Here is a 22,165-nt window from a genome sequence, read left to right as displayed (position 1 = left end):
TCAGCCGTTCTTGGGGTGGTGGGCGGGGGTGAGGCGGTAGTACCTCTTCCTGTCGATGGTGGTCTGGGTCTCCCAGTCCTTCCGGTAGCCGTACCAGACGTCGACGTTGAGGGCGACCTTCCCCATCGAGATGTCCCTGCCGTGCAGTTGCCCCCGGTCGCCGTAGTGGCCGCTGGGCTTCCCGTAGACGACGATGACCTCGACGGTCGGGAAGTGGGAGTTCTTCAGGTCCCCGACCACGAACTTGCAGCTGTCGCAGGTGCCTTGGGTCGAGGCCACCACCACCGTGCCGCGCACCTGGTGCTTGTTCCCCATGAGGCCCGTCAGGTTCATCCGGTCGTAGACCATGCTCAGGACGTTGACCTCGGCGTCGTTGGTCTGCTGGGCCAGGATGCCCCCGTCCGCGTCCTTGCCCGTTCCGAGCAGCTTCGTGAGCCGGCCGTCGAGTTCCTTGGCCATCTGCGCGTGCAGCTTGCCGAGGTCCTCCAGGCGCCACTCGACGGTGTCGACCTGGAGGAGGACGCCGTCCACCGTCGCCTTGTCCGGCCTGGACGTGCCGGCTTCCAGCTTCTCCCTGGTCTCGGCCAGGGAGTCGAGGGCCTTCCAGGCGGCGTCCGCGGCCTTCTTGGCGTCACTGAACGGCGCCGTCCTGACCGGCGTTCCCTGATCCTCCTTGGTCGGTACGGTGATCCTCCCCAGGAACGCCTCGGACGCCTGCAGCTTCTCGGCCAGCGCGCTCTCGATCGTCCTGAGTGTCGCGATCCGGTTCTCGGCCGTGCCGTCGGCGAACGCGTTCAGCTGCTCGTCTCGCGCGTCCCGGGCCTTCGAGAAGGCGCCGAGCTCGCTCGCCAGCGCCTTGTTCTCCTCGACGGCGTCCCGCAGGGTGCTCTCCGCCGTGCTGTGCCGCCACTTGTACGCCGGTGCACCCGCCGTCTTGGCCGCCCCTTGCGACACCGCCGGGGCGATGTGCTGGAGGGACTCCTTGCCGTTCCTGACGGGTCCGAAGTCCTTCCACGTGGAGGCGTGCTCCTGCCTCCCGTAGCCGGTCCTGCCGAGCATGTACCCGGCCGAGGCCCAGGTCTCCCCGACCTGCGGCTTCTTGGCCAACTCCCGGACCAGCGAGGCGATCTGCGCGTCGATGGCATCGTCGCCGGGGAGGTGGTGCTCGCGGGTGTAGGTGGTCGCGGCCCGGATCACGGCGCCGGCGGCGAGGCCCTCGATCTCCTTGAGGCCGCTGAACCGGTACTCGGAGTCCGCGGTCCACATCTCGCGCTTCGCGGCGTCGACCCAGTGCAGTCTGCCGTCCGCGTCGTGGACGAGCGCGACGAACCGGCGCCCGCCCAGGTCGACCAGGGCGAAGGCGCCCAGTCCGGTGGCGCGGACCTGACGTTCCACGCTCCGAAGGCCCTCCTCGCCGGAGCCGAACTTGCGGAAGTGCGTGGACACGCTCGTCGGTACGTCCCTGAGCGCCGTCGTCCTCGCCGCGACCTTCAGCTCGTTGTAGAACACCTCGCGCACGGCGAGGACGGCCTCGAGGCTCTGGAGCCGGTTCGGCGCCCCCTTCCCGGGGTCGTGGGGATTGACGATCTTCAGCAGGTCCGCGCTGAGGGTGACCGGCTTCGTCGACGGGGCGAGGTGGCGCTTCAGCGCGTCCAGCTCCGGCGCCCAGGTCATCTGGCGGCCGGTGTCGCTGCCCAGCACGGTCGGCAGACCGATCCTCGGGTCGATCGGCGACTGCGGGCTCGACGTCTCGATCAACGTCTCGCCGTCGCGCAGGAGTTCGTGCCCCTTCGGCTCGGCGTGGACGGCGCCGTCCCTCACCGTGAGGTGGTACCACTGGCCCGGGCCCTCGACCCTGGGGTTCTGAGCGGCCGTGTAACCGACCGCCCGGGCCGTGACGAACCTGGGCTTGCCGGTGCCCGCGTCGGCCACGTGGACGGCGTCGGTGGGCGCGTAGATCGACGGGACGATCTTCAGCGTCTTGTGCGCGGCGAGCTGCTCGTACAGGGCGAGCAGCGTCCTCGCGGCGGGTGAGTCGGCGCCGCCGAGGGCGAAGTGGCCGGAAAGGAAGCGCAGCGGCTGGCCCGTCCAGGTGCCCGCCTCGGCCAGCTTCACCAGGGCCGTCGCCGTGCGCGTCGGGTCGGCGTTCCAGCCGTGGCCGATGCCCTGCGCGCCGGTGAGGTGGGCGAGGGTGACGTACCCGTTCTCGGGGGGCATCTTGCCCAGCACCGTCCGGATCCCCTGGGGGAACGACGACCAGGCGTCCGTCGGGTCGGACAGCAGGTGGACGGAGCCGGCGGGCGTGAGCGCGAGACCCGTGGGCCCCGGGGCCGGGTGGGCGCCGAAGGCGGGGTTGAGGGCCAGCTCGATGAGGTCGGCCTCGCTCAGCGGGTGCGGGTCGGCGAGCACCGGCTCGGGCTCGGGGACGAGGTTGGGCTCGTCCGTCGCCATCTGGTTGAACTCCCGCAGCCAGAGCAGCGGTTCGTCGTTCGCACGCGTCCTCGTCACCGGGTTGGCGAGAGGCGCCTGCGGGTCCGGCCCGTAGAGGCGCTCCAGCAGCGGCAGCAGCTCCGGCTCGTTCTCCCGCACCCAGTCGGCGCCGTTGTTGCGGGGCTTCCCGGTGACGGGGTCGTTGCCGTGGTTGGTGCCGAGGTAGGTGTTGGTGAGCTGGGCGAAGTACTCGTACTCGTCGCTGGCGGAGTAGTTGCCGACGAGTTCCTCGTCGCGGTTGCGCCGCCCGCCGTCCGGCCAGGTGGTGACGGACTCCTCCTGGAACACGTCGGCCAGGCCGTCCGCCTGCCGCTTGCCCTGGTACACGTCCTCGATCAGCGCCTGCTCGTCCTCGTCGAGGCCGAACTTGTGGACGGCGTGGGCGAGTTCGTGGGTGGCGATGGAGTACCCCTCGGGCTGCTCGTTGCCGTGGCCGATGGTCGTCCGGTCCCCGGTGAGGTTCTCCTCCGGGATCGCCACGATCTCGTCCACGTTCGCGCCACGGATCTGCCACCAGGGGCGGCCGTCGCCCGCGTCGCCGCCGGCCCGGCGGCCGCGCAGCAGCTGCCCCAGGCCCTGGACCTCGGTCATCGGCACGTCCTTGGGGACGATGACCACCTGGACGCCCTTCACCAGCAGCCGCTCGGTGACCTCGGGGTCGTTGAGCAGCCGGCTCAGCTGGGTGTGCGCCTGGTTGCGCGCCGAGACGGGCTGGTGCACGCCAGGGTCGACGTGCACCAGCAGCCGGGCGGCGGCGTCGGCGAAGTCGGCGGCGGGCATGCTGTCGCGCAACCGCCGGACGTACGAGGCGTCCTGGGCGAGGGCGCGCCGCTGCTCGTGGCTCAGCAGCTCCAGCTCCCGCACGGTCGGGTGCGCGGGGCGCGGCGGGGCCGACGGGCCGGGAGCGTGGACGGGAGGCCCTGTCAGGGCGTCGTCCGAACCGGCCGGCGCGTTGTGGGGGCGCTTGAACGGCCGCTCGTCGACGTCCATGTCCGTGGGCTCCGCGCCCATGTGCCCCGTGTCCATGGGCTCCGTGGAGGCACCGACCTCCTCCATCGGACTGTAGTGGTTGCCCTCCAGGTGGAGGTGGATGTCACCGGCCGCACTCCCGTTCAGGGGCCGCATCGTGTGCATGACGCCCCCGACGTGAATGTGCAACCGGGCGCCCAGCGTCGAGGCGACCAGCATCGGGGCGAGGTCGCCGGCCCCGGTGGCCCAGTTGCCGGTGAGGGCGACGGTCAGGAACAGCTCCTCCAGGTTCGTCCCGCGCGTCTGCGCGAGGGCCGCGACGGCCTGGAGGTTGCCCGGGCGCAGCATCCACTCGACGACCAGGTCCCGCAGCCCCAGGGCGTCGTGGACGCCCTGGATGTTCACGGCGGCGTTGACGGCGTGGTACAGGCAGTCACCGTCCGCCGGGACGCGCCCGCTGATCTGGTAGCCCTGGGGGTCGTTGAGCCCGCGGGCCGGGAGTCCTTCGAGAAGGTCCGGGGTGTCCCGCAGCATCGCGAGCCTGCGGCCGAGGCGGAACGCCGGGGTCGACAGGGCGAGGGTGTGCGTGACCACCGTCCTGTGCTCGGGCTGGATGCCGGCGTGGATGCCCGTGAACGGACCACCGAGCGGGGCGGATGTGGAGTGGCTGAGCAGGTTGTGGGCGGCGCCTCCGAGCCAGGCGGCGTCCCGCTCGGACGGGTTCCAGGTGTTCCCCGGGCCGAGCGGTTCGTCGGTGCCCAGCCTCACCTTGTCGCCCGGGTTGTACGCCTTGCGGTACTTCGAGGGGCTGGTGCCCTTCTTCGCACCCCGGGGGTTGAGCTTCCCCGAGTCCGGGTCCCTGACGCCGGTGTCGTTGCTGAAGAGCCGGCCGGTCACGGTCGTCAGCTGGACGTGCGACTGCCCCAGCATCGGGCCGTCGTCCTCGGCGTTGTCCTCCTCGTCCTGCTCGTCCCTCGCCTTGGCCTTGCGCTTCGGGACGGGCTTGTCCTCCAGGGGCGGCTGTCCGGCCGCCTCGGCGGCCTTCGCGGCCTCGTCCAGCTCCGCCTTGTGCGCCTTGTTCCAGACGGCCTCCAGCTGCGTGGCGGCGAGCCTGGACAGGTCGGTGACGACCGCCCCGTGCTCGAAGTCCGTCCGGAACGCCGAACCACGGTTCGGCAGGCGGTTGTTGGAGGCGTCCGCGCGGGTCTGTTCGATGATCTCGTCCCGGCCCTGCCGCCGGACCTTCATCCCCGGGGGCCTGGGGCTCGCCGCCGGCTGCTGGTTGGGCACCCACTCCAGTTTGGGTACGTAGACGGTGTCGGGGAGGTCCTTGAGCAGCGGTTCCTGCCGCCGCCCGAGTTCCCAGGCGTTGAGGCGGTTCAGGCGGCGGCCCAGGTCCTCGAACTCGGCGCCGCCGTTGCCCCATTGCAGGAAGGGCTTGCCGTCCTCGCCCTTGAGCCGTACGGCCAGGCCGTCGACGAGCAGGTTCGGCTCGGGGGCGTAGGGCAGCAGGGGGGCGTAGGTCGCCTGCCAGTCACGCTCCTCCATGTCCTCGCGGATGGCCCGGCGCCACCGCTCGACCAGCAGGTGCCGCCCCCGGTCGGACTTCCACAGTTCGGGGTGCTTGCCCTTCAGCCGGTCGGTGGTCTCCGAGATCAGCCTCGCCACGCCCTCCGGGTCGTCGGGCACCCTGTAGCCGCCGCTGAATGCCAGCGGACGGTCGGGGTTCCAGGTGCCGTCGTCGCCGTCCGGGCGGTCGGGCCCGTCCGTGCGCGCGGTCCACTCGGGCCCGTCGTAGGCGTTCGGGTGGTCGGGGCGCGGCTGCGGGCGCCTCAGCACCTCCTGGACGTGGTCGAAGAAGTGCCGTCCGGAGGGCACCAGGCGCGACCCGAGGTCGAAGTCCTGCACCGAGAGGTAGGGGTGGAGCCCCCGCTCCAGCATGGCGTCGATCAGCTGGTGGGTGGGCGCGCTGTTGAGGACGCTGTTGCGCATCGTCCCGTACGGGAAGACCAGCTTGCCCTTCTTCCTGGTCCACTTGAAGGTGTCGGAGACGACCGCGACGGGGATGTCCAGGTCCCGTACGAGCTCGCGGGCGCGGGCCACGGCGGCGTTCAGGGCGGTTGGCTCCTGGCCCCTCGCGGGCCTCGGGGCATTGACCCCGACGACGACCACCACGCGCTGGCGGGTGGCCGGGTCGAGTCCTTCGACGATCCGGTTGATCACGGGGACGATCCGCTCCACGTCCCCGTGGGCGGTCATGGTGTTGACGACGAAGCCGATCCGGCGGGCCTCGTCGGTGACCCGCTCCACCTGGTTCAGGTACTCGCTCTGTCCCGTCAGGGGCCTGGGGGCCGCGTTGCCGAGCGCCGCCACGTAGTGGTCGAACGCCGTGTTGCCCGTTTCGCTCGCGGGCACGGCGGGCGGAACGACGGACGGCGCGACGGACGGCGGGGCCGGGTCCACCTCCATGGCCGTGTCCTCGGCGTGGACATGGGCGGCGCTCGACCCCTCTCCACCCTGCTGGTCGACGGACATCTCGGCGAACAGGGTGGAGATCGTAGGGTCGCGGCGCAAGGTGGCGGTCTTGCCCTTGTCGTTGCCGAGGAGCACCCCGTGCTCCCCGTCCAGCGGCACCCGCTCGCGCGGCATCGCCTGCGGGCGCGTCACCGTCTGCCGTGTCCCGTCCTCGGCCACCGTGGTGTGGGTCCAGCCGCCGGGGCCCGTGATGGAGGGCCGCCCGTTCTCGTCGAAGGCGACCGTCACGGCCACGGCCCTGGGCCGCTCCCCGCGCACGACGACCACGTGGTTGTGCGAGGCGACGATGTTCAGCACCTCGCCGGGCAGCGCGGCCTGGAGGCCGTCGATCACCCGGGCCATGTACGACTCGTTCCCGCCCCGGGCGGTGCTGCAGGAGTAGAACCGCACCTCCTGGCCCACCAGCCACTGCCCGTCACGGCGCATCCGCAGCAGGGCCTCGGCGGTGTCCTCCGGCGTGACCCTGAGCCCGCGCCACATCGGGGCGCCGTCCTCGAACTCGGAGTGGTAGGCGATCCTCAGCACGCCCTCCTCGTGCGGCAGGCTCTCCAGTGCCTCCCGGACGTGGGCGTTGGCCGGCAGGTTCCTGCCGTCGGTGTCGAGCAGCCACCGCACGCCGTTGGCGAGCGGACCGGAGAGCCGGCCGGCGATCTCCTCCGGCGGCAGGGTCCTGGGCATCTCCTGGCCGCCGGGGTGCTCCGGGGTGAACTGCATCCAGTGGTCGGCGGGGACGGTGCCCTGGGTGGTGCGGTCGAGCGGGGTCTCCAGCTCGATCGGGATGAGGCCCTTGTGGGGGAACTCCAGGGTCTCACCGCCCTTGCGGAAGTCGATCTCGATCCGGGCGTAGCCGGTGTAGCGGGCCATCGGCATGCCGACCTTGGCGTTGCCGGGCAGCTTGCCGCTGGTGGCCGTGATCACGCCCTGGCGGCCACGGCGGCCGAGGCCGAGGGTGCCCAGGCCGTTGCCGTCGGGCGAGGCCCCGGGGGGAGCCTGCACGCCGACCTGGCCGCGGACGTTCCAGGCGAAGCCGTGCAGGTCGGTGGAGCGGGAGGTGGCGACGGACTCGTTGGCGGGGCTGAGCGCCGCCTGCTGGTTGTTCCGGTCGAACTCCAGCTGCACCAGGGTGACGGTGGCCGTGACCTCGGCATCCTCGACGAACCAGCGCTTGCCGAGCGCGGGCGTGCCGATGGTGCGCGGGGCGGGCGCGCCCTCGACGTGCGGCGGGGCGATCACCGAGGAGAACAGCGCGGACAGCTGCGCGTGGCTGAGGCTTCCGGTGACGATCGGCTCCAGCCGCTGCCAGACGTCCTTGCCGAAGAACTTCGGCCCCTGGTTGCGGACGAGGCCGAGCGGCCCGGAGGTGTCGCCGAGCCAGCGCAGCACGTCGTGCTCGCGCAGGCCCTGGGTGAACAGCGTGGCCGGGGGCACCGGGACGGTCTGCTCCGGGGAGTGGCCGCGGCGGCCGCCGGCGGCGCCGTTAGCGGTGTCGACCATGCGGTTGCGCTCGGTCAGCAGGTCGGCGTGGACGACGGTGTGGGCGACGCCGCGGCGCAGCTTCCACTGCGGGGTGACGGCGTCGACGGCCTTCTTCACCTGAGCGAGCACGACGGTAGTGTCGGTCCCGGGCCGCGTCGTCGGCCTGAGCTGCACCTCGTCGTGGGAGAACGGGTGGAGGTCGATCCGGGCCCGGCGCTCCATCCGCACCGTCAGCCGGATCTCGGCACGCTGGGCGTCGGCGGGGACCTTGGACTTGACGGCCGTGCCGGAGGCGACCACGTCGCCGTGGCTGTTCAGCTGCTCCTTGGACCGGGTGAGGCTGCCGCCGCCCCCGGCCATGAGGGACAGGCCGGTGCCGAGCGGGTCGGTGGTCGCCAGCACGCTCGCGTCGAGGGTGTGGTGCTGCCCGCCGCCGGTGTTGGTGCCGCCCTCGGAGTTGGTGACGGCGGTCTGCAGGCTGCTGCCGGTGTTGAACTCGACGGCCCCGACCTCGCCGGTCTTGCGCACGTGGACGGCGGAGGCCGTGACGCGCACCGTGCTGCGGCCGTGCCGCACGACGATCTCGTGCCCGGAGGAGGCCGACTTGAGTTCGGCGTGCAGGGCGTCGAAGTCGAGCTTCTTCAGCAGCTCCTTGCGGATGGGCTTCCAGTCGCCGCCGAGGATCTCCGTCCCCTTGCCGGCCAGCTGGTCGACGACCCGGGCCACGGCCCGCGGCCCGGTCTGCGGCTCGCCGTCGACGCCGGAGTCGTGGAAGATCCGGCTGATGATGTCGGAGGAGCCGAGCCGGTTGTCCGGCAGGTGCCGCAGCACGGTCTCGTTCCCCACCGGGGTGAGCACGACCTCGCGGTGCGGGACGGCGAACTCCAGCGGCACGTCGACCCGGTCGCCGGTCAGCGTGCGGCTGAGCACGCTGGGCCTGTAGACGATGTCGAAGACCGCGTCGCCCTCGTAGAGGACGGCCGGTTCGGTGCTCTTGCCCCGGCTGTTGGTCCCGGCGGTGCGCTCGGTGATCAGCCCGCTGACGCTGTCGCGGGTGTGGGCGTACGCGCCGGTGATCGCGACGTGGGGCACGTTGCCGCGGAACGCGACCATGTAGCGGGTGCGCCGGCGGCTGTCCCAGACGAAGCCGACCACCGTACGCTGCTGGCCGCCCAGTTCGAACTCGAAGCCGGTCACGGTGCGCCGGGCCGTCGCCTCCAGCGGGCGGACCGTCACCTCGACGGTGCCCTTCCAACTGCCGGTGTCGACGGCGACCTTGACGACCCTGCCCCGGGTCATCCCGGACACCGAGGCCGTCAGCGCCGTGTCGTCGAGCTTCTCGGCGAGCCGGGCGAGCACCTTCGGCGGAAGGGCGCCGAGGTCGCCGAGCTTGGTCTCGACGGCCTTGAGCACGGTGGTGGCGCCCCGGCCGAGGCTCAGGACCACGTCGGAGCGGTTGAGGCCGGTGGGCCTGCGCAGGCCCTCGCCGATGTCGGTGGGCGGCGCGGGCAGGCGGCCGAGGTGCGCGGTGCTGACCTGGGCCTCGAGCAGGGTCGGGGTGTGCACCCCCTGCGGGGTCGTGAGGTGGTGCTCCTGCCCGTTGACCTTCACCGTCAGCTCGACGGTGACGTCGTGCAGCGCCTGCCAGGACTGCATCTTGCCGTTGGCGTACCCCTTGGTGGAGGTGCCGCCGATCCAGCCGTCCCGGTCCTGCACCGTCCGGCTGAAGGTGGCGGTGCCCTGGAGGGTGTCGCTCCACGGCTTGCCGCTCGGGTCGGTCTCGCCGGGGCGCTCCTTCACCGGGCCCTTGCCGAACACCTGAGCCTGGCCGGTCTTGGCGTCCGAGCGCAGGTTGCGCTGCCCGTCCTGGGTGGTGGTCTCCCGGATGGGGTTGAGGTCGGAGTCGCGCTGCTCCCGGACGAAGTGCTCGGTGGTGACGTGGGCGGTGACCTCGAGGTGGAGCTTGCTCAGCGGGCCCCGGCCCGTCACCGGGGTGCGCAGCGGGACGCCCTGGGTCATGGCGGCCAGGTGGGCGCTGACGGCCGCGTGGGAGAAGGTGCGCAGCACGTCCTCGCGCACCTCCAGCCAGCCGAACTCGCCGTACTGCGCCCTGCCGATGGCGTCGAGCTGCCGGTGCAGGGGGGAGACGTCGCGCAGGTCGCGCACGACGGTGTTCCTGGGCAGGCCCTGGTACGCGGCCAGCGTCTCGCGGGTGGCGACGGGCAGGTGCGGGTCCGGCAGGACGGCCGTGCCGTCCGGGAGCACCTCCGGGACGGCCTCGGCCTTCTCGACGACGGTCCGGAAACCGAGGCTCGTCCGGCCCTCGCCGCTCTCGTGGACGGTGTTCCGGCTGAACCTCTCGAAGGTGACGACGATCTCGGCCTCGCCCTCGTAGAGCAGGGCGGCCGTCTTGCGCTTGATGCCGAGGCCGAGCTCCTCGCTGTCCCCGTGCCGCTGGATGTCGGTGCGTCCGGCGTTCCCGCTCGCTCCGGCGCCGCCGCCGAAGATCTTGCCGGAGCCGGTGCCGCCCAGGGGCAGGGGGAACTGCGCCCCCTTGAGGGTCGTGTCCTGCTCCAGGTGGGAGCGGGTGACGGCGGTGGAGAGGTTGATCTCGGTGGTGGGCAGTTCGGCGGTGTTCTCGTTCCTGCGGATCGTGGCCCGGTGGAAGGTGACCATCAGGTCGGGGCCGGTGATCCGCTCCAGCACGATGCTGCGGGAGTCGCCGGACATCAGGGCCTTGAGGTCCTGGTGCAGCATGCCGAGGTCGAGTTCCTCCAGCACGCGCCTGCGCATGTCGGGCCAGTCGCCGTCGAAGTACGTCCGCGCCGCGTCCTCGAAGCCCGCGACGAAGTCCTCCAGGCCGTTCGGGGCGTGCGGGGCGGGGTGAAGGACGGGGTGGAGGGCGGGGAGTTCGATCCCGTCGGGGCCGACGACCGGCGCCGGGCGCGGCGGGATCGTCCAGACCTCGGCCAGGATGTGCGAACCCGCGAGGCGTCCGCCCGGTCCCGCGCCGGGCGGCGGGCCGTAGCCCACGTAGGGGGTCGACTGCCCCGCCTCCCGGGAGGGGAAGGCGACGTACGCGTGCACGGGCACGGTCACCGGGGCCGGCGTCACGAGCCGGGAGAGGGCGGAGGGGACGTCGATGCTGCGGTGGGCGGTGTCGACGAACTCGACGGTGAGCGTGTAGGTCGTCAGGTGGACGGTGGCCTCCTCGCTCGTCTTGCCGCGCGCCAGCGTCCTGCTGGCCTCCATGGTCGTCGTGCCGTGCTGCTTGCCGTACTGCAGCCCGAGGGTGCCCGTGGCGGTGCCGGCCTTGTCGGGCTTGACGGTGCCCTGGAAGCTCACGGCGCCCTGCCAGAGGCGGTCGCCGGTGACGCCGACGGAGGTCTGCTGCTCGGAGCCGTACTCGAACTCGAACCCGGCCAGGGTCCGGTCGAACACGCTCTGCACGAGGTCCGCCTTGATCCGGACGGTGCCGGACCAGGTGTCGACGGAGTAGGGGATGTCCCAGACCTCGCCGTGGGAGAGGGAGGTGAGCTTGGCCTGGAGGCTCTCGGGGCTGAACAGGTACTCGGCGAGGGTCTTCGCGGCGGCGTGCTCACCGTGCAGGGCGCCCGCGAAGGCGGTGGTGAGGTGCTCGATCAGCTCGGCGTGGGTGCCGTCGACGCCCAGCAGCACGTCGGCGGGCGCCAGGCCGCGGCCGGCGATGCGCGCGGGCGCGGCGTGCTCCCCCGGCGGCGGCTGCGGCGGGGTCACGTGCCCGCCGGGCGGGGGTACCAGGGCCGGCGGGGGCGGGGGCGGTGTGCCGTCGGCGCCCGGCGGCGGCACGGCCGCCGGGCGGCTGCCGGCGTTGCCGAGCACCACCGCGTTCACGCCCTCCAAGGACACCTGCGGCAGTTCGCCGTCCTGGTCCTCGGGGCCGCCGAGCTCGTGCGAGCCCAGCGTCACCTCGAGGTGGCCGTTCTCGTCCATCCGGAGGTGCTCGAACTCGCCGGGGGTCATGACGAGCGGGCGGCCGTCCTCGGTGAACCGCACCTCGCCGGCCAGCACCCGGGCCGTGCCGCCCTCGGGGGCGGGGATGACCACCACGTGGCCCGGGGTGGCGACGAGGTGGAGGGCCTCGCCCGGCAGGGCCGCGTGGAGGAGGTCCAGCACGTCGATGACGTACGAGCCGCTGTCATCCTCCCTCATGCGGGAGGCACGGCAGCCGATCAGCCGCACCGTCTGGCCGACCTGCCAGTGCCCCTGCCCGCGCATGTCCAGCAGGCCCTGGACGAACTCCGCGGGGCTGAGCGGCTCGCCGTTCCACTCCGGAACGCCGTCGTCGCGGGTGGTGTGGTAGCCGATGGTCACCGTGCCGTCCTGGTGGGGGATGGCCTGCAGTGCCTCCCGCACCGGTGTACTGGCGGGGTCCCGGCGGTGCTCCGGGTCGGCGAGCCAGCGCGTCCCGGCCTCGTTGATCGGGCGCGCCAGGACGTCGGCCACCGTGTGGGTGATCTTGGCGACCTCCTCTCCCCCGGGCGTCTCCGGCGTGAACCGGAGCCAGTGCTCGAACCTCGGGGTGACGGCCCGCGTCTCGCGCTCGGGGATGTCCAGTTCGATCGGCAGGCGCCTGGTGAGCTGGTCGAAGGGCTTGGACGACGTCGCGTCGGGGCCCTCGAGCACGCTCCCGAGCACGCTCCCGTTCTCGCTCTCCTCCTGGGGCCTCGGCCGGGTGGCCGAGTGATCGGGCCGGAGGGCCTCGCCGCCCTTGCGGAAGGTGACGCTGACCTCCACCAGGCCCGTGTAACGGGCCATCGGCACCCCGACCTTGAGGTTGCCGGGGAACTTGGACGCCTCGCTGGTGACCGTGCCGCCACGCTTCTGGTACGCGCCGCCGACGGTGGCCGTGAGGCTGCCGACGGCCGCGCCCGCGGGCCCGACCTGCACGCCGCCCGTGACGCGGGCGTTGCCCCCCAGGCCGTCGAGCCGGGTGTTGCGGGAGCCGCCGGCGGACTCGTTCGCCGGGCTGAACGCCGCGGCGCTGTGGCTGTCGTGGTACTCCAGCTGGAGGAGCGAGACGGTGGCGCTGACCTCGGCGTCGCCGACGATCCAGCGCCGGCCGAGGGCGGGCGTGCCGATGGTGTGCTGGGCCGCCCCGGGGTTCCCGGGGTTCGGGCGCGGGCCGATCGCGTCGCCGAGGAGGGCCGACAGCTGGGCGTGGCCGAGGCTGCCGGTGACCAGGGGCTCCAGCTTCCCCCAGGTGGTCTTGCCGAAGAAGGCCGGGCCCTGCTCCTGGAGGAGGGTGGCCAGGCTCCTGGTGTCGCCGAGCCAGCGCAGTACGTGGCCGGTGCCGAGCCCCTCGGTGAACACGACGGGCGGGGGCACCCGGACGACGGCGGTGTCGCGGCCGCGCCAGCGGGTGCGGTCCCCGGGGTCGAGCGTGCGGCCCTTCTCGGTCAGGACGTCGACGTACACCGTCGTCTCGGCGACGTCGCGCCGCGCCCGCCACCGGGAGACCAGGTCCCGGCCGGCCTCCTGGAGGTGGACGAGCGGCCGGAGACGGCTCGTGGCGGGAGGCAGGTCGGGATTGCCGACGGGCGGACGCTGCGTCAGCCACCCGGCCTCGGACGGCTTGACCGCGGTCCGCCCGTCGGGGCCGAGCAGGGAGGTGCTCTCCATCCGCACCGTCAGCACCACCTTCGCCCGGTGGGCGTCCGCGGTCACCTTCTCCTTGATCGCCGCGCCCGTGGCCAGCACCTCGCTGTGGTGCTCCAGCTGCTGGATGCTCCGGGTCAGCGCGACGTTGCCGCCGATGACGCCACCGACCAGGCCGGACCCGGTCGGGTCGATGACGACCTGCCCGCCGACGCCGCCGGTGAACACGTGGCCGCCGCCGGTGTTGCCGTCGACCTCCGTGTTGACCAACCCGGTCTGGAGGTTGGTGCCGATGTTGAACTCGACGGCGCCGGGGGCGTTGACCTCCCCGCTGCGCCGCGTCTCCGCCACGGAGGCGGTGATCCGCACCGTGTGGCGGCCGTGGCGGACGACACGTTCCTCACCGGCCGTCATCGGCTTGACGTGGGAGTGCAGGTTGTCGAACCCGAGCTCCTCCATCACCTTGGGACGCAGCTCGCCCCACACGCCCTCGCCGAAGACCCTCTCCCCGGTCCCGTCGAGGTGGCTGACGACGGCCTCGACGCCCTCCGACCCGTACCGCGCCACGCCCTGGTCGTCGAGGTGGTAGACGCGGGTGACGGTGTCGGAGGAGCCGAGCTGGTCGTCCGGCATCCGCCGGGGCTGCTCCAGCTCGCGCGGGGACACCTCCCGGCTCGGCGCCGCGACCTCGACGGGCGCATCGACCCGGTGGCCGGGAAGGGCGCCGGCGTTCTCGGGCCGGAGGGTGACGGTGAAGACGGCCCGGCCGTTGAGCAGGTCGGCGGGCTCGGTGCTCTTGACCCGGCTGTTGGTGCCGCCGGTGCGCTCGATGGTCAGCCCTCGGGAGTTCTCCTTGGTGTGGGAGCCGTCGGAGCCGACGGTCACGTTGTCGATGCCCAGCCTGGACGCCCCGCCGACGACGACGCGGGTCTGGCGGTCCCAGGTGTAGCCGACGGTGACGCGCTGCTGGGAGCCCAGCTCGAACTCGAAGGAGGCCATCGACCGGCGCCCGGTCAGGGTCAGCGGCGCCGCCGTCACCTCGACGGTGCCCTTCCAGATGCCGGTGTCGACGGCGATCTCGATCCGCCCGCCCCGGGTGAGGCGGGGCAGGGCGGTGGTCAGCGCGGTCAGGTCGAGCCCCTGCTCGAGCTGGACCAGGGCCCGGCGCTGCTGCGCGGCGGGCGGCGCCGAGAGCCCCAGCTGGGACAGGACCCCGCCCGGCCGGTCGGTGGGCGACACCGCGAGGCCCAGCCGTTCCTTGACGAAGCGCAGCACCCCGGCGGCCTCGTTCCCCAGCGACAGCACGACGTGGGAGCGGCCGAGGACGGTCGGCACGTGCGGGGTCAGCTGCAGGGCCTCGAACGCCTCGGTGGCGAACGGCCGGCTCAGCTCGACGTCCAGGCGTACCGGCGCCTCCAGCCGCCTGCCGTTCACCGTCACCGTGAGGTCGATCCTCGCGTCGTACATCGCCTGCGGGACGCGCAGCTTGCCGTTCGCGAAGTCCTTGGTGGACGTGCTCTCCGTCCAGCCGCTGCGGGCCTGGCCGTCGAGGCCACCCAGGGCGGTGCCCTGCGGGGTGAGCTTCTTCGACGTCTGGAAGGCGCCCTTGAGGAAGAGCTGCCCCTGCCCGTTGGCCCCGGTCGCGGCGAGCCTGCGCCCGCCCTCGAAGCCGGAGGTCTCCCGGACGACACTGAGTTCGGTCGCGCTCTGGAAGCGCCGGTACTCGGCGCCGACGAGCGTGGCGGTCACCTCGATGTGCAGCCCGCTCATCGGCCCGCGGTCGGTCACCGGGGTGCGCAGCGGCACGCCGTTGCTCATGCCGACCAGGTGGGCGCCGACGGCGGCGTGCGAGTACACCCGCAGGACGTCCTCGCGGACCTTCGCCCACTCGTGCGCGCCGAGCGCGTCCCGACCGGCACGGTCCAGCGCCGCGTGCAGCGGCGCGACGGAGACCAGGTCGCGGACGAGGGTGGTGGTGGGCAGGGAGGGGGTGTCCAGGTGCGGCGCCGGCCCGGGGGCGGCCGCCGGGGCGACGTCCGGGAACTCCGCCGTCTCGATGACGGTGCGGAATCCGAGGCGGGCCTCGGCCGTGTCCGGGGCGGGGTACGGGTTCTGGCCGTCCGTCCGTTCCACGTGCTGGTGGCCGGGCCTGCCGAAGACGACCTCGATGGTGGCCACGCCGGTGGCCGTCCGGGCGGGCACCTTGGGCTTGCTGCCCAGCGCCACGTCGTCGCCGCCGCCCTCGCGGTGGACGTCGTCCTTGGTGCGGCGCAGGCCGCCGGTGCCCCCTCCGCCGCCGTTCTTGCCGGAGCCGGAGCCGCCGAACGACGCCTGCCAGCCCTTGCTGTCGATCTGCTGGTCCACGTGCGAGCGGCTGATGCCGGTGGAGACGTAGAGCTCGGTGTCCCCGGGCAGGGCGACCACCGACTCGGTGGTGAGGACGTGCGCCCTGCGGAAGGTGAGCGTGCCCTCGGGGGAGGTGACCGTCCCCAGCGTGACGGTCAGCTCCTCCCCCGCCATCAGGGGCTTGAGCTGCTGGTGCAGGACATCCAGGTCCACCTCCTCGACGAGGCGGCTGCGCAGGGCCGACCAGGTCTTCCTGCCGAAGAACGTCTCGGCCTGCGCCTCGAAGCCATCGATGAACAGGTCCATCCCCCGCCGGTCGGAGGCCCCGTTGTGGGGGGTCATCTCCAGGCCGTCCGCGCCCGAGGCTCCCACGGGGCGGGTCCTCCCCGGCACCGCGACCGGCCAGACCTCGGCCAGGACGTACGGGCCCTTGAGCCGTGTGTCGGCTCCGCCCGGCAGGACGGCGGGCAGGACCTCCTCGTTCGCCCCCGGGGGAAGGTCCCAGGACCACTTGGGCACGGCGACGTGGGCCGTCACCGTGACCTCGCCGGGGTTCTCGGGCCGGAGCAGCGGGCCGCCCGGGACGCCGATGAAGCCCAGGTCCTCGAAGGTCATCCTGAGGGTGAACGGCAGCTCGTAGACGGCGGCTTCGGCGGTGGTCTTGGCGCGGGCCAGGTTGCGGCTGGCCTCCCCGGTCACCGAGCCCTCCCGCCGGCCCTTCTGGCCTCCGGCCGTCCCGGTGAGGCCGCCCTTGCCGATCTTGCCGGTCCCCTGGGCGGTGAGCGAGAACTGCAGGAGCGAGTCCCCGGTGAAGCCGACCGAGGTCTGGTGCTCGGAGCCGTACTCGACCTCGAGGCCGCCCAGGCGGCCGAGCAGGGTGCCGCTGCCCGCCGTGAAGCGGTCGGCGCTGATCCGCAGGGTGCCCGACCAGGCGCCCGCCTCGAAGGGGACGGTCCACGCCTCGCCCCGGGAGAGCCCGGTGAGCCGGGCGCGCAGCGTCCCGGGGTTGAGCACGGTCTCGGCCAGGAACTTCGCGGTGGCGCCGTGGCCGTGCAGCGCCGCCTCGAGGCTGCGGGTGAGGCCCGCGACCAGGTCGGCGGGCGGGCCGTCCAGGCCCATCAGGATGTCCGTGCGGGAGAGTCCGCGCTCGATGATCCGCTGCGGCACTCCGAGCGGCGGCGCGGTCTGTCCGGCGGCGGGCGTCGCGGGGAGGAGGAAGCCGGGCGGGGCCATCAGCGGGCCGTTCTCCACGGGCACGGTCACCGTGGTGTCGCGCTCGCGCTCGCGCTCGCGCTCTCCCTCTCCCTCTCCCTCTCCCTCGCGGCGCGGCGGCGTCGCGCCCAGGTGGGCGTCGCCCTCGCCGAACAGGAAGCGCACGCCCTCGTAACCCTCGTTCAGGTGCACGGGGTTGGCGCGCTCCGAGGAGAGCCGGTCCTTGCCGTAGAGCTTCTCCAGCAGGGCGACCATCTCGGGCGACTCGTTGCGCCGCACCCAGCCGGGGCCGTTGTTGCGGGCCTGGCCGGTGTACGGGTCCTCGCCGTGGTTGGTGCCGAGGTAGGCGTTGGTCAGCTGGGCGAAGTACTCCTCCTCGCTGCGGGAGGCGTAGTTCTGGGCGTCGTCGTCCTTCACGCGCCGGGGGCCGTCCGACCAGGGGGCGTCGTCGCCGGCCTCGTGCTTCTTCCGGTACGCCTCGGAGATGGTCCTCCGGTCCGTCTCGGACAGGACGCGGTGGATGGCGTGGGCGAACTCGTGGGTGGCGGTGGAGTAGCCGTCCGCCTGGTGGGGGGCCGGGCCGATGGTGGTCTTCTCGCCGGTGAGGTTCTCCTCGGGCACGGCGGTGTCGCGCTCGCCGGAGGCGCCGCGCGAGGTCGTGTACGGGCGGTGGAGCGCGCCGCCCTCGGCGCCGTGGGTGCCGGCGAGGTGGGTGAAGGGGCCCAGCTCGGTCAGGGGGACGTCCTTGGGCAGGACGTGCACCCGGGTGTCCTCGGCGAGCAGCTTCAGGGCCACGTCCCGGTCGCGCAGCATCCGGCCGAGGAGGCTGACGGCGTTACGCCGGGCGAGGCCGGGCTCGCTGGTGCGGCCGTCGACGTCGACGAGCAACTCGGCTGCGGCCCGGGAGAGTTCGTGGTCGTCGAGCCTGCTGAGGTTCTCCAGGACGGAGGGGTCGGTGCGCAGGTCGGAGCGCTCTTCGGGGGTCAGGTGGCGCAGCGTCTCGGAGCGGTCGGCGGAGGAGAGCTCGTGCAGGCCCGGCTTGCCGCCGCCGCGCAGCGCGACGGCGAGTTCCTCGGGGCCGGGGTTCTCCGGGCGGTGGCCGAAGGCGTCCTCGTTGGCGCGCTCGTGCTCGCGCCAGCTCCTGGCGTCGAGGTTCCTGAGCGTCCAGAGCTTGTGGTACTCGGCGACGAACTCGTCCCCGTACTCGCCCTTGAAGTGGCGGGTGAGGTCGTCGTTGAGGGCGTGGCGGGCGGCGAGGTCGTCGAAGCCGCGGGCGGCCTCGCGCAGGGCGGGGGCGGCCTCGGCCTCGAAGCGGGCGTGGTCGGCGAGTTCGTCGTGCAGCTCGCTCTTGCGGGTCTGCCAGGCCGGCAGCCGCTCGCGCAGCTCGGCGGGGGTGTCGAAGACCTCGTCGAAGGCGCGGCCGGCGCGGTCGGTGTGGCCGGTGCTCAGGCGGTCGGTGGCGGCCGGGGTCAGGCCCCCGTGCTCGCGGGCGGCGGTGCGGGCCGCCTCCTCGGCCTCGCGGCGGGCGGCGAGGCGGGCGGCCTGGTGGGTGATGCGCTCGTGCAGGGCGGCGGTGGCGGTGAGTTCCCCGACCTTGGCGGCCAGGGTGTGCGGGTCGGCGTCGGGGTCGGTGACCAACCGGTCGGCGGCGTCGGCGACTTCGCGCATCACGGTGTCGCGGGCGCGGTCGGCGTCGGCCGTGTCGGCGCCGAACTCCTTGGCGAGGTTGCGCTGTTCCTCCTGCTTGGACCAGCTGTCGGAGGCCTGGTCGACGGCGTCGGCGGCGCGGCGCACCACCGTCTCGCGGGCGGCCTGGAGGGCGTACTCGTGCGGCAGGTGCCGGGCGCGCCCGGCCAGGGCGGTCGCGAACTCGGCGGTGGCCTCGGCGCGTTCGCGGCGCGGGCCGATGAATCCGTCGAGGCCCCCGGCGCTCTCCTCGAAGTCGCGGGCGAGCTGCTCGCGCAGGGACTCGCGCAGCCGGTCCTCGCCGACCGGGGACAGCTCGGGCTTCTCGGTGATCCCGAGGTCGGCGAGCATCTTCCGGTCGTCCGCGGAGAGCCGGTCGAACCAGGTGTCGGCGGCCTGCTCGGTGAGGTGGTCGGCCTGGGCGAGGGCGCGCTCGTGGTCGGCGCGCAGCCGCAGGTCCGCGAGCAGGTGCTCGTGCAGCCCCTCCAGCGAGGCCCGGGCCTTGTCGTACCCGGCCTCGCCCAGCGCGTCCGGGTGGTCGAGGACGAGGGCCGCCTCGTTCTCGGCCAGGGCGCGGAAGGTCCTGCGGGCCTCGGGGCGGATCAGGTCCAGCCCGGCGGGCGGGAGTTCGGAGGCGTTGCGGGCGCCCCAGTCGGTGACCGTCCGCTCGAAGTGGTCCATGGCCGTACGGACGGCGTTCTCGCGGGCGGCGGCGAGGCGGGTGAAGTCGTCGGCCCGGGCGAGGATCTCCTCGCGGTCCTGCGGGCGCCGCTCCAGCTCCGTGTACATGAGGTCGCGGGCGCGCCGGCGCTCGGGGTGGGCGGGGCCGTCCGGGTCGTCGGCGGGGAGGCGGACGGGCCCCTCCGTGTAGGCGCGCTCCAGCGCCGCCTCGGCGTCCTCGTCGCGGCGGTGGCCGCTGCCGTCCGGGTCGTGGGTCAGCTTGTCGGACGCCTCGGTGAGCTTGGTGTCGTACGTGTCCTGGAGGTCGCGCTGGGTCTGTCGCCACTGTTCCTCGCGGCCCTCCTCGGTGCGGAGGTGTTCGGGCAGCGGGGCGTAGCGGTGCTCGTGCTCGGGGGCGGGGGTGTTCTCGCCAGGGGCGTTCTCGCCGAACTTCTGCGCGTCCGGGATCGGGTCGGTGATCCTGCTCGGGTCGAGGGTGCGGAGGTACCGGTCGGGCAGCGGGGCGGGCCGCTCCCGGGGCGCGTCGACGTCGTCCTTGCCGAACTCCAGGACGGTGCCGCGGCCTTCGAGGATCGGCCGGCCCTGCGCGTCGAAGCCGACGTTCGCCGCCACGATCACGTGGCCCGGGCCGGAAATCGGCGTGAGCCCCTCCTTGGTCGTCTCGAACGCGGGGGCCACCCAGACCGACCCCTTGGCGACGACGACCTTGAGGTCGGCGGTGGCCGGGTTCTCCCAGACCTTCGCCATCGCCTCCTTGAGGAAGGCGTGCCCGGAGCCGCCGAGGTCGCAGGCGACGAAGTCGAGGGTGCGGCGGCCGTTGTCGAGGTGCCCGTTGGCCTGGAGCACCGTGATGGTCTGGACGAACTCGTCGACCGTCAGCGGCTTCCCGTTGCGCGTCGGCAGCCCGTCGGTGGTGTGCGCCACCACGGCGAGGCGGGTCTGGTCGACGGGGAGCAGCTCCAGCGTCTTGCGCGTCGCGTCGGACGGGTGGTCGCCGAGCACCCAGGCGGGCTGCCGGTCGGGGCCGCCGGGCACGGAGTGGCCGTACTCGGGGAGTTCCAGGTAGGTGACCTGCTCCTCGGGCGTGTGCGTGGGCCGGGGCTGCTCGACGGGCTCCGGCTGGTGGTGGGAGACGGTCGACTTGACGGGCTCCGGCCTGGTGACGGTCTCGTTCCCCGAGCCGCCGGCGTGCGCGGAGGCGCCCTTGTTCTCCGAGTTCCCCGAGTTCCCCGAGTTCTCCGACTCCCTGCCCGGCGACTCCCTGCCCGGCGACTCCTCGCCCGGATGCTCCCGCTCGGGCGCGGGGGTGTTGTGCTCCTTGCTGCTGGTGGGCACCTTCTGCGGGCCGTCCACCGTCTCCTCGGTGCCCTGCTTGCCTCCGCCCTTGGACTCCGTGGGGATCGGCGACTCGGCCACGCCGCGCTTCGGCCCCGTCTGCCCGTCGCTGCTCAGGCGCAGGTCCGGCGGCTGCACGCCCTCGTGCAGCGCGGCCGCCTCCCGGGCCGCGCGGGCCGTGGGGCCCTCCGGCCGCGGGATGAACGGGTTGGTCGGGTGCCCGGTCAGGGTGGCCGCGACGGCCAGCCACACCCGCGGGTCCTTCAGGCCGTAGTACTTGCCGTCGCTGGTCAGGGCCGACGCCTCGTCCAGGGTCTTCACGTACTCCTGGAACCTGAGGCGCAGCGGGCCGGTCGCGACGTGGCCGAGGTGGCCGAGCACGCCCATGGAGACGCCGCCGACGAAGCTGTCGACGGTGACGTTGAAGGAGTGGTCCTCGCTGAAGACCAGGTTGTAGGTGCCCTCGGTGAGGACGTTCTGGAGGCCGCCCCTGAGCGAGCCGGCGAGCGCCTCCCCGAACTTGTACAGGAACTGCATCGCCGTCTGCGGCCGCAGGCCGTCCATCAGGATCATCGCCCGGTCGGTGAGGTCCTTGACGACCTGCTTGGCGCCCGGGTCCGCCACGTCCTTGACGACGGCGTTGAACAGCTTGCGCACGGCGCCCATGTCGACGGCGTAGCGGGTACCGCTCCCGATGATCGTCCTGGCGAAGTTCTCGGCGGCCTCGCGGGCGACCTCCCCGCTGACGCCGAGCCGGCCGAGGTGCTCCTCGAAGGACTTGACCAGCTCCTTGGTGAAGACCTCCTGCTTGGTCAGCTTGGAGACGATCTCGTCGGCGGTCTCCTTGGTGAGGGCCTTGCCGCCGTCCTTGACCACCGCACCCAGGCCGTCCTTGGCCAGGGCGCCCGCGCCCGTCTTGCCCAGGTCGTTGCCGATCGTCTTGCCGACCCCGCCGCCGATCTCGCGGATGGCGTCGTTGACGACGGTCTTCTCCAGGTTCTTGAGCTCGTTCTTCTCCAGGTTCTTGACCAGGTCCCCGGTGAGGAACTTGCCGATCCCGGAGAGGTCCTTGGTCAGGTTCCCGAGGATGCCGCCGCCGAAGATCTTCCCGAAGAGCTTGCCGAGGCCGAAGGTGAGCAGCTCCAGCGGGCCGGTGAGCAGGCCGTTGATCGCCCCGAACTCGATGGCCTGGATGAGGGATTCGGTCTCGTAGTGGTCCTTGTGGCCCTGGGCCATCTGGATGCCCTGGATGATGCCGTCCATCACGATGCCGGTGGTGATGGAGAGGAACTCGTGCAGCATCAGCTGCTTGAACAGCCAGATGAAGAGCTGCTTGACCACCTCGCGGGTGATCCCCTCGGCGACGAAGATCTGCGCGAGCGAACCGCCGAAGGTGAGCGGGATGTTGGCGATCGCCCAGGCGATCTGGGCCAGCAGCTGGATGAGCTGGGCGATGATCATCCACTTCGTGTACTCGATGGCGTTGGCCACCTTGTACGCGTAGTCGCTGAGCTCCTTCGCCGCGTTGCCGGCCGCGGTGAGGTAGTCGGTGGCGCCGCTGCCGCCGTAGAGCCGGCGCATCTTGAGGACGAACTGGTCGGCGGCCTCGCCCTCGAAGTTGTCCTTGCAGACCCCGACGAGCTGGACGAGGTACTCGCGCAGCTCCGGGACCTTCTGGTGGATCAGCAGGTAGTCGTCGCCCGCGATGCGCAGGTCGTCCTCGCTGCCCTCCGGCCACTTCATGCCCGTCACGATGTGGAACAGCTTCCGCAGGCCCTCGGGCAGGGGGATGGACACG

Annotated in this window: 1 protein-coding gene; it reads right to left on the bottom strand. The window is 72.8% G+C overall.

The annotated features are described in order from the left end of the window. On the bottom strand, positions 1–22,164 hold the full coding sequence (locus ACIBCA_RS27345; protein ID WP_396285659.1) for a hypothetical protein: 22,164 nt from the start codon (positions 22,162–22,164) through the stop codon (positions 1–3). Position 22,165: the final 1 nt, after the last annotated feature.

It is taken from the genome of Kitasatospora sp. NPDC051170, assembly GCF_044455705.1.
Lineage (GTDB): Bacteria > Actinomycetota > Actinomycetes > Streptomycetales > Streptomycetaceae > Kitasatospora.
This window is presented reverse-complemented; position numbering and strand designations above follow the sequence as displayed.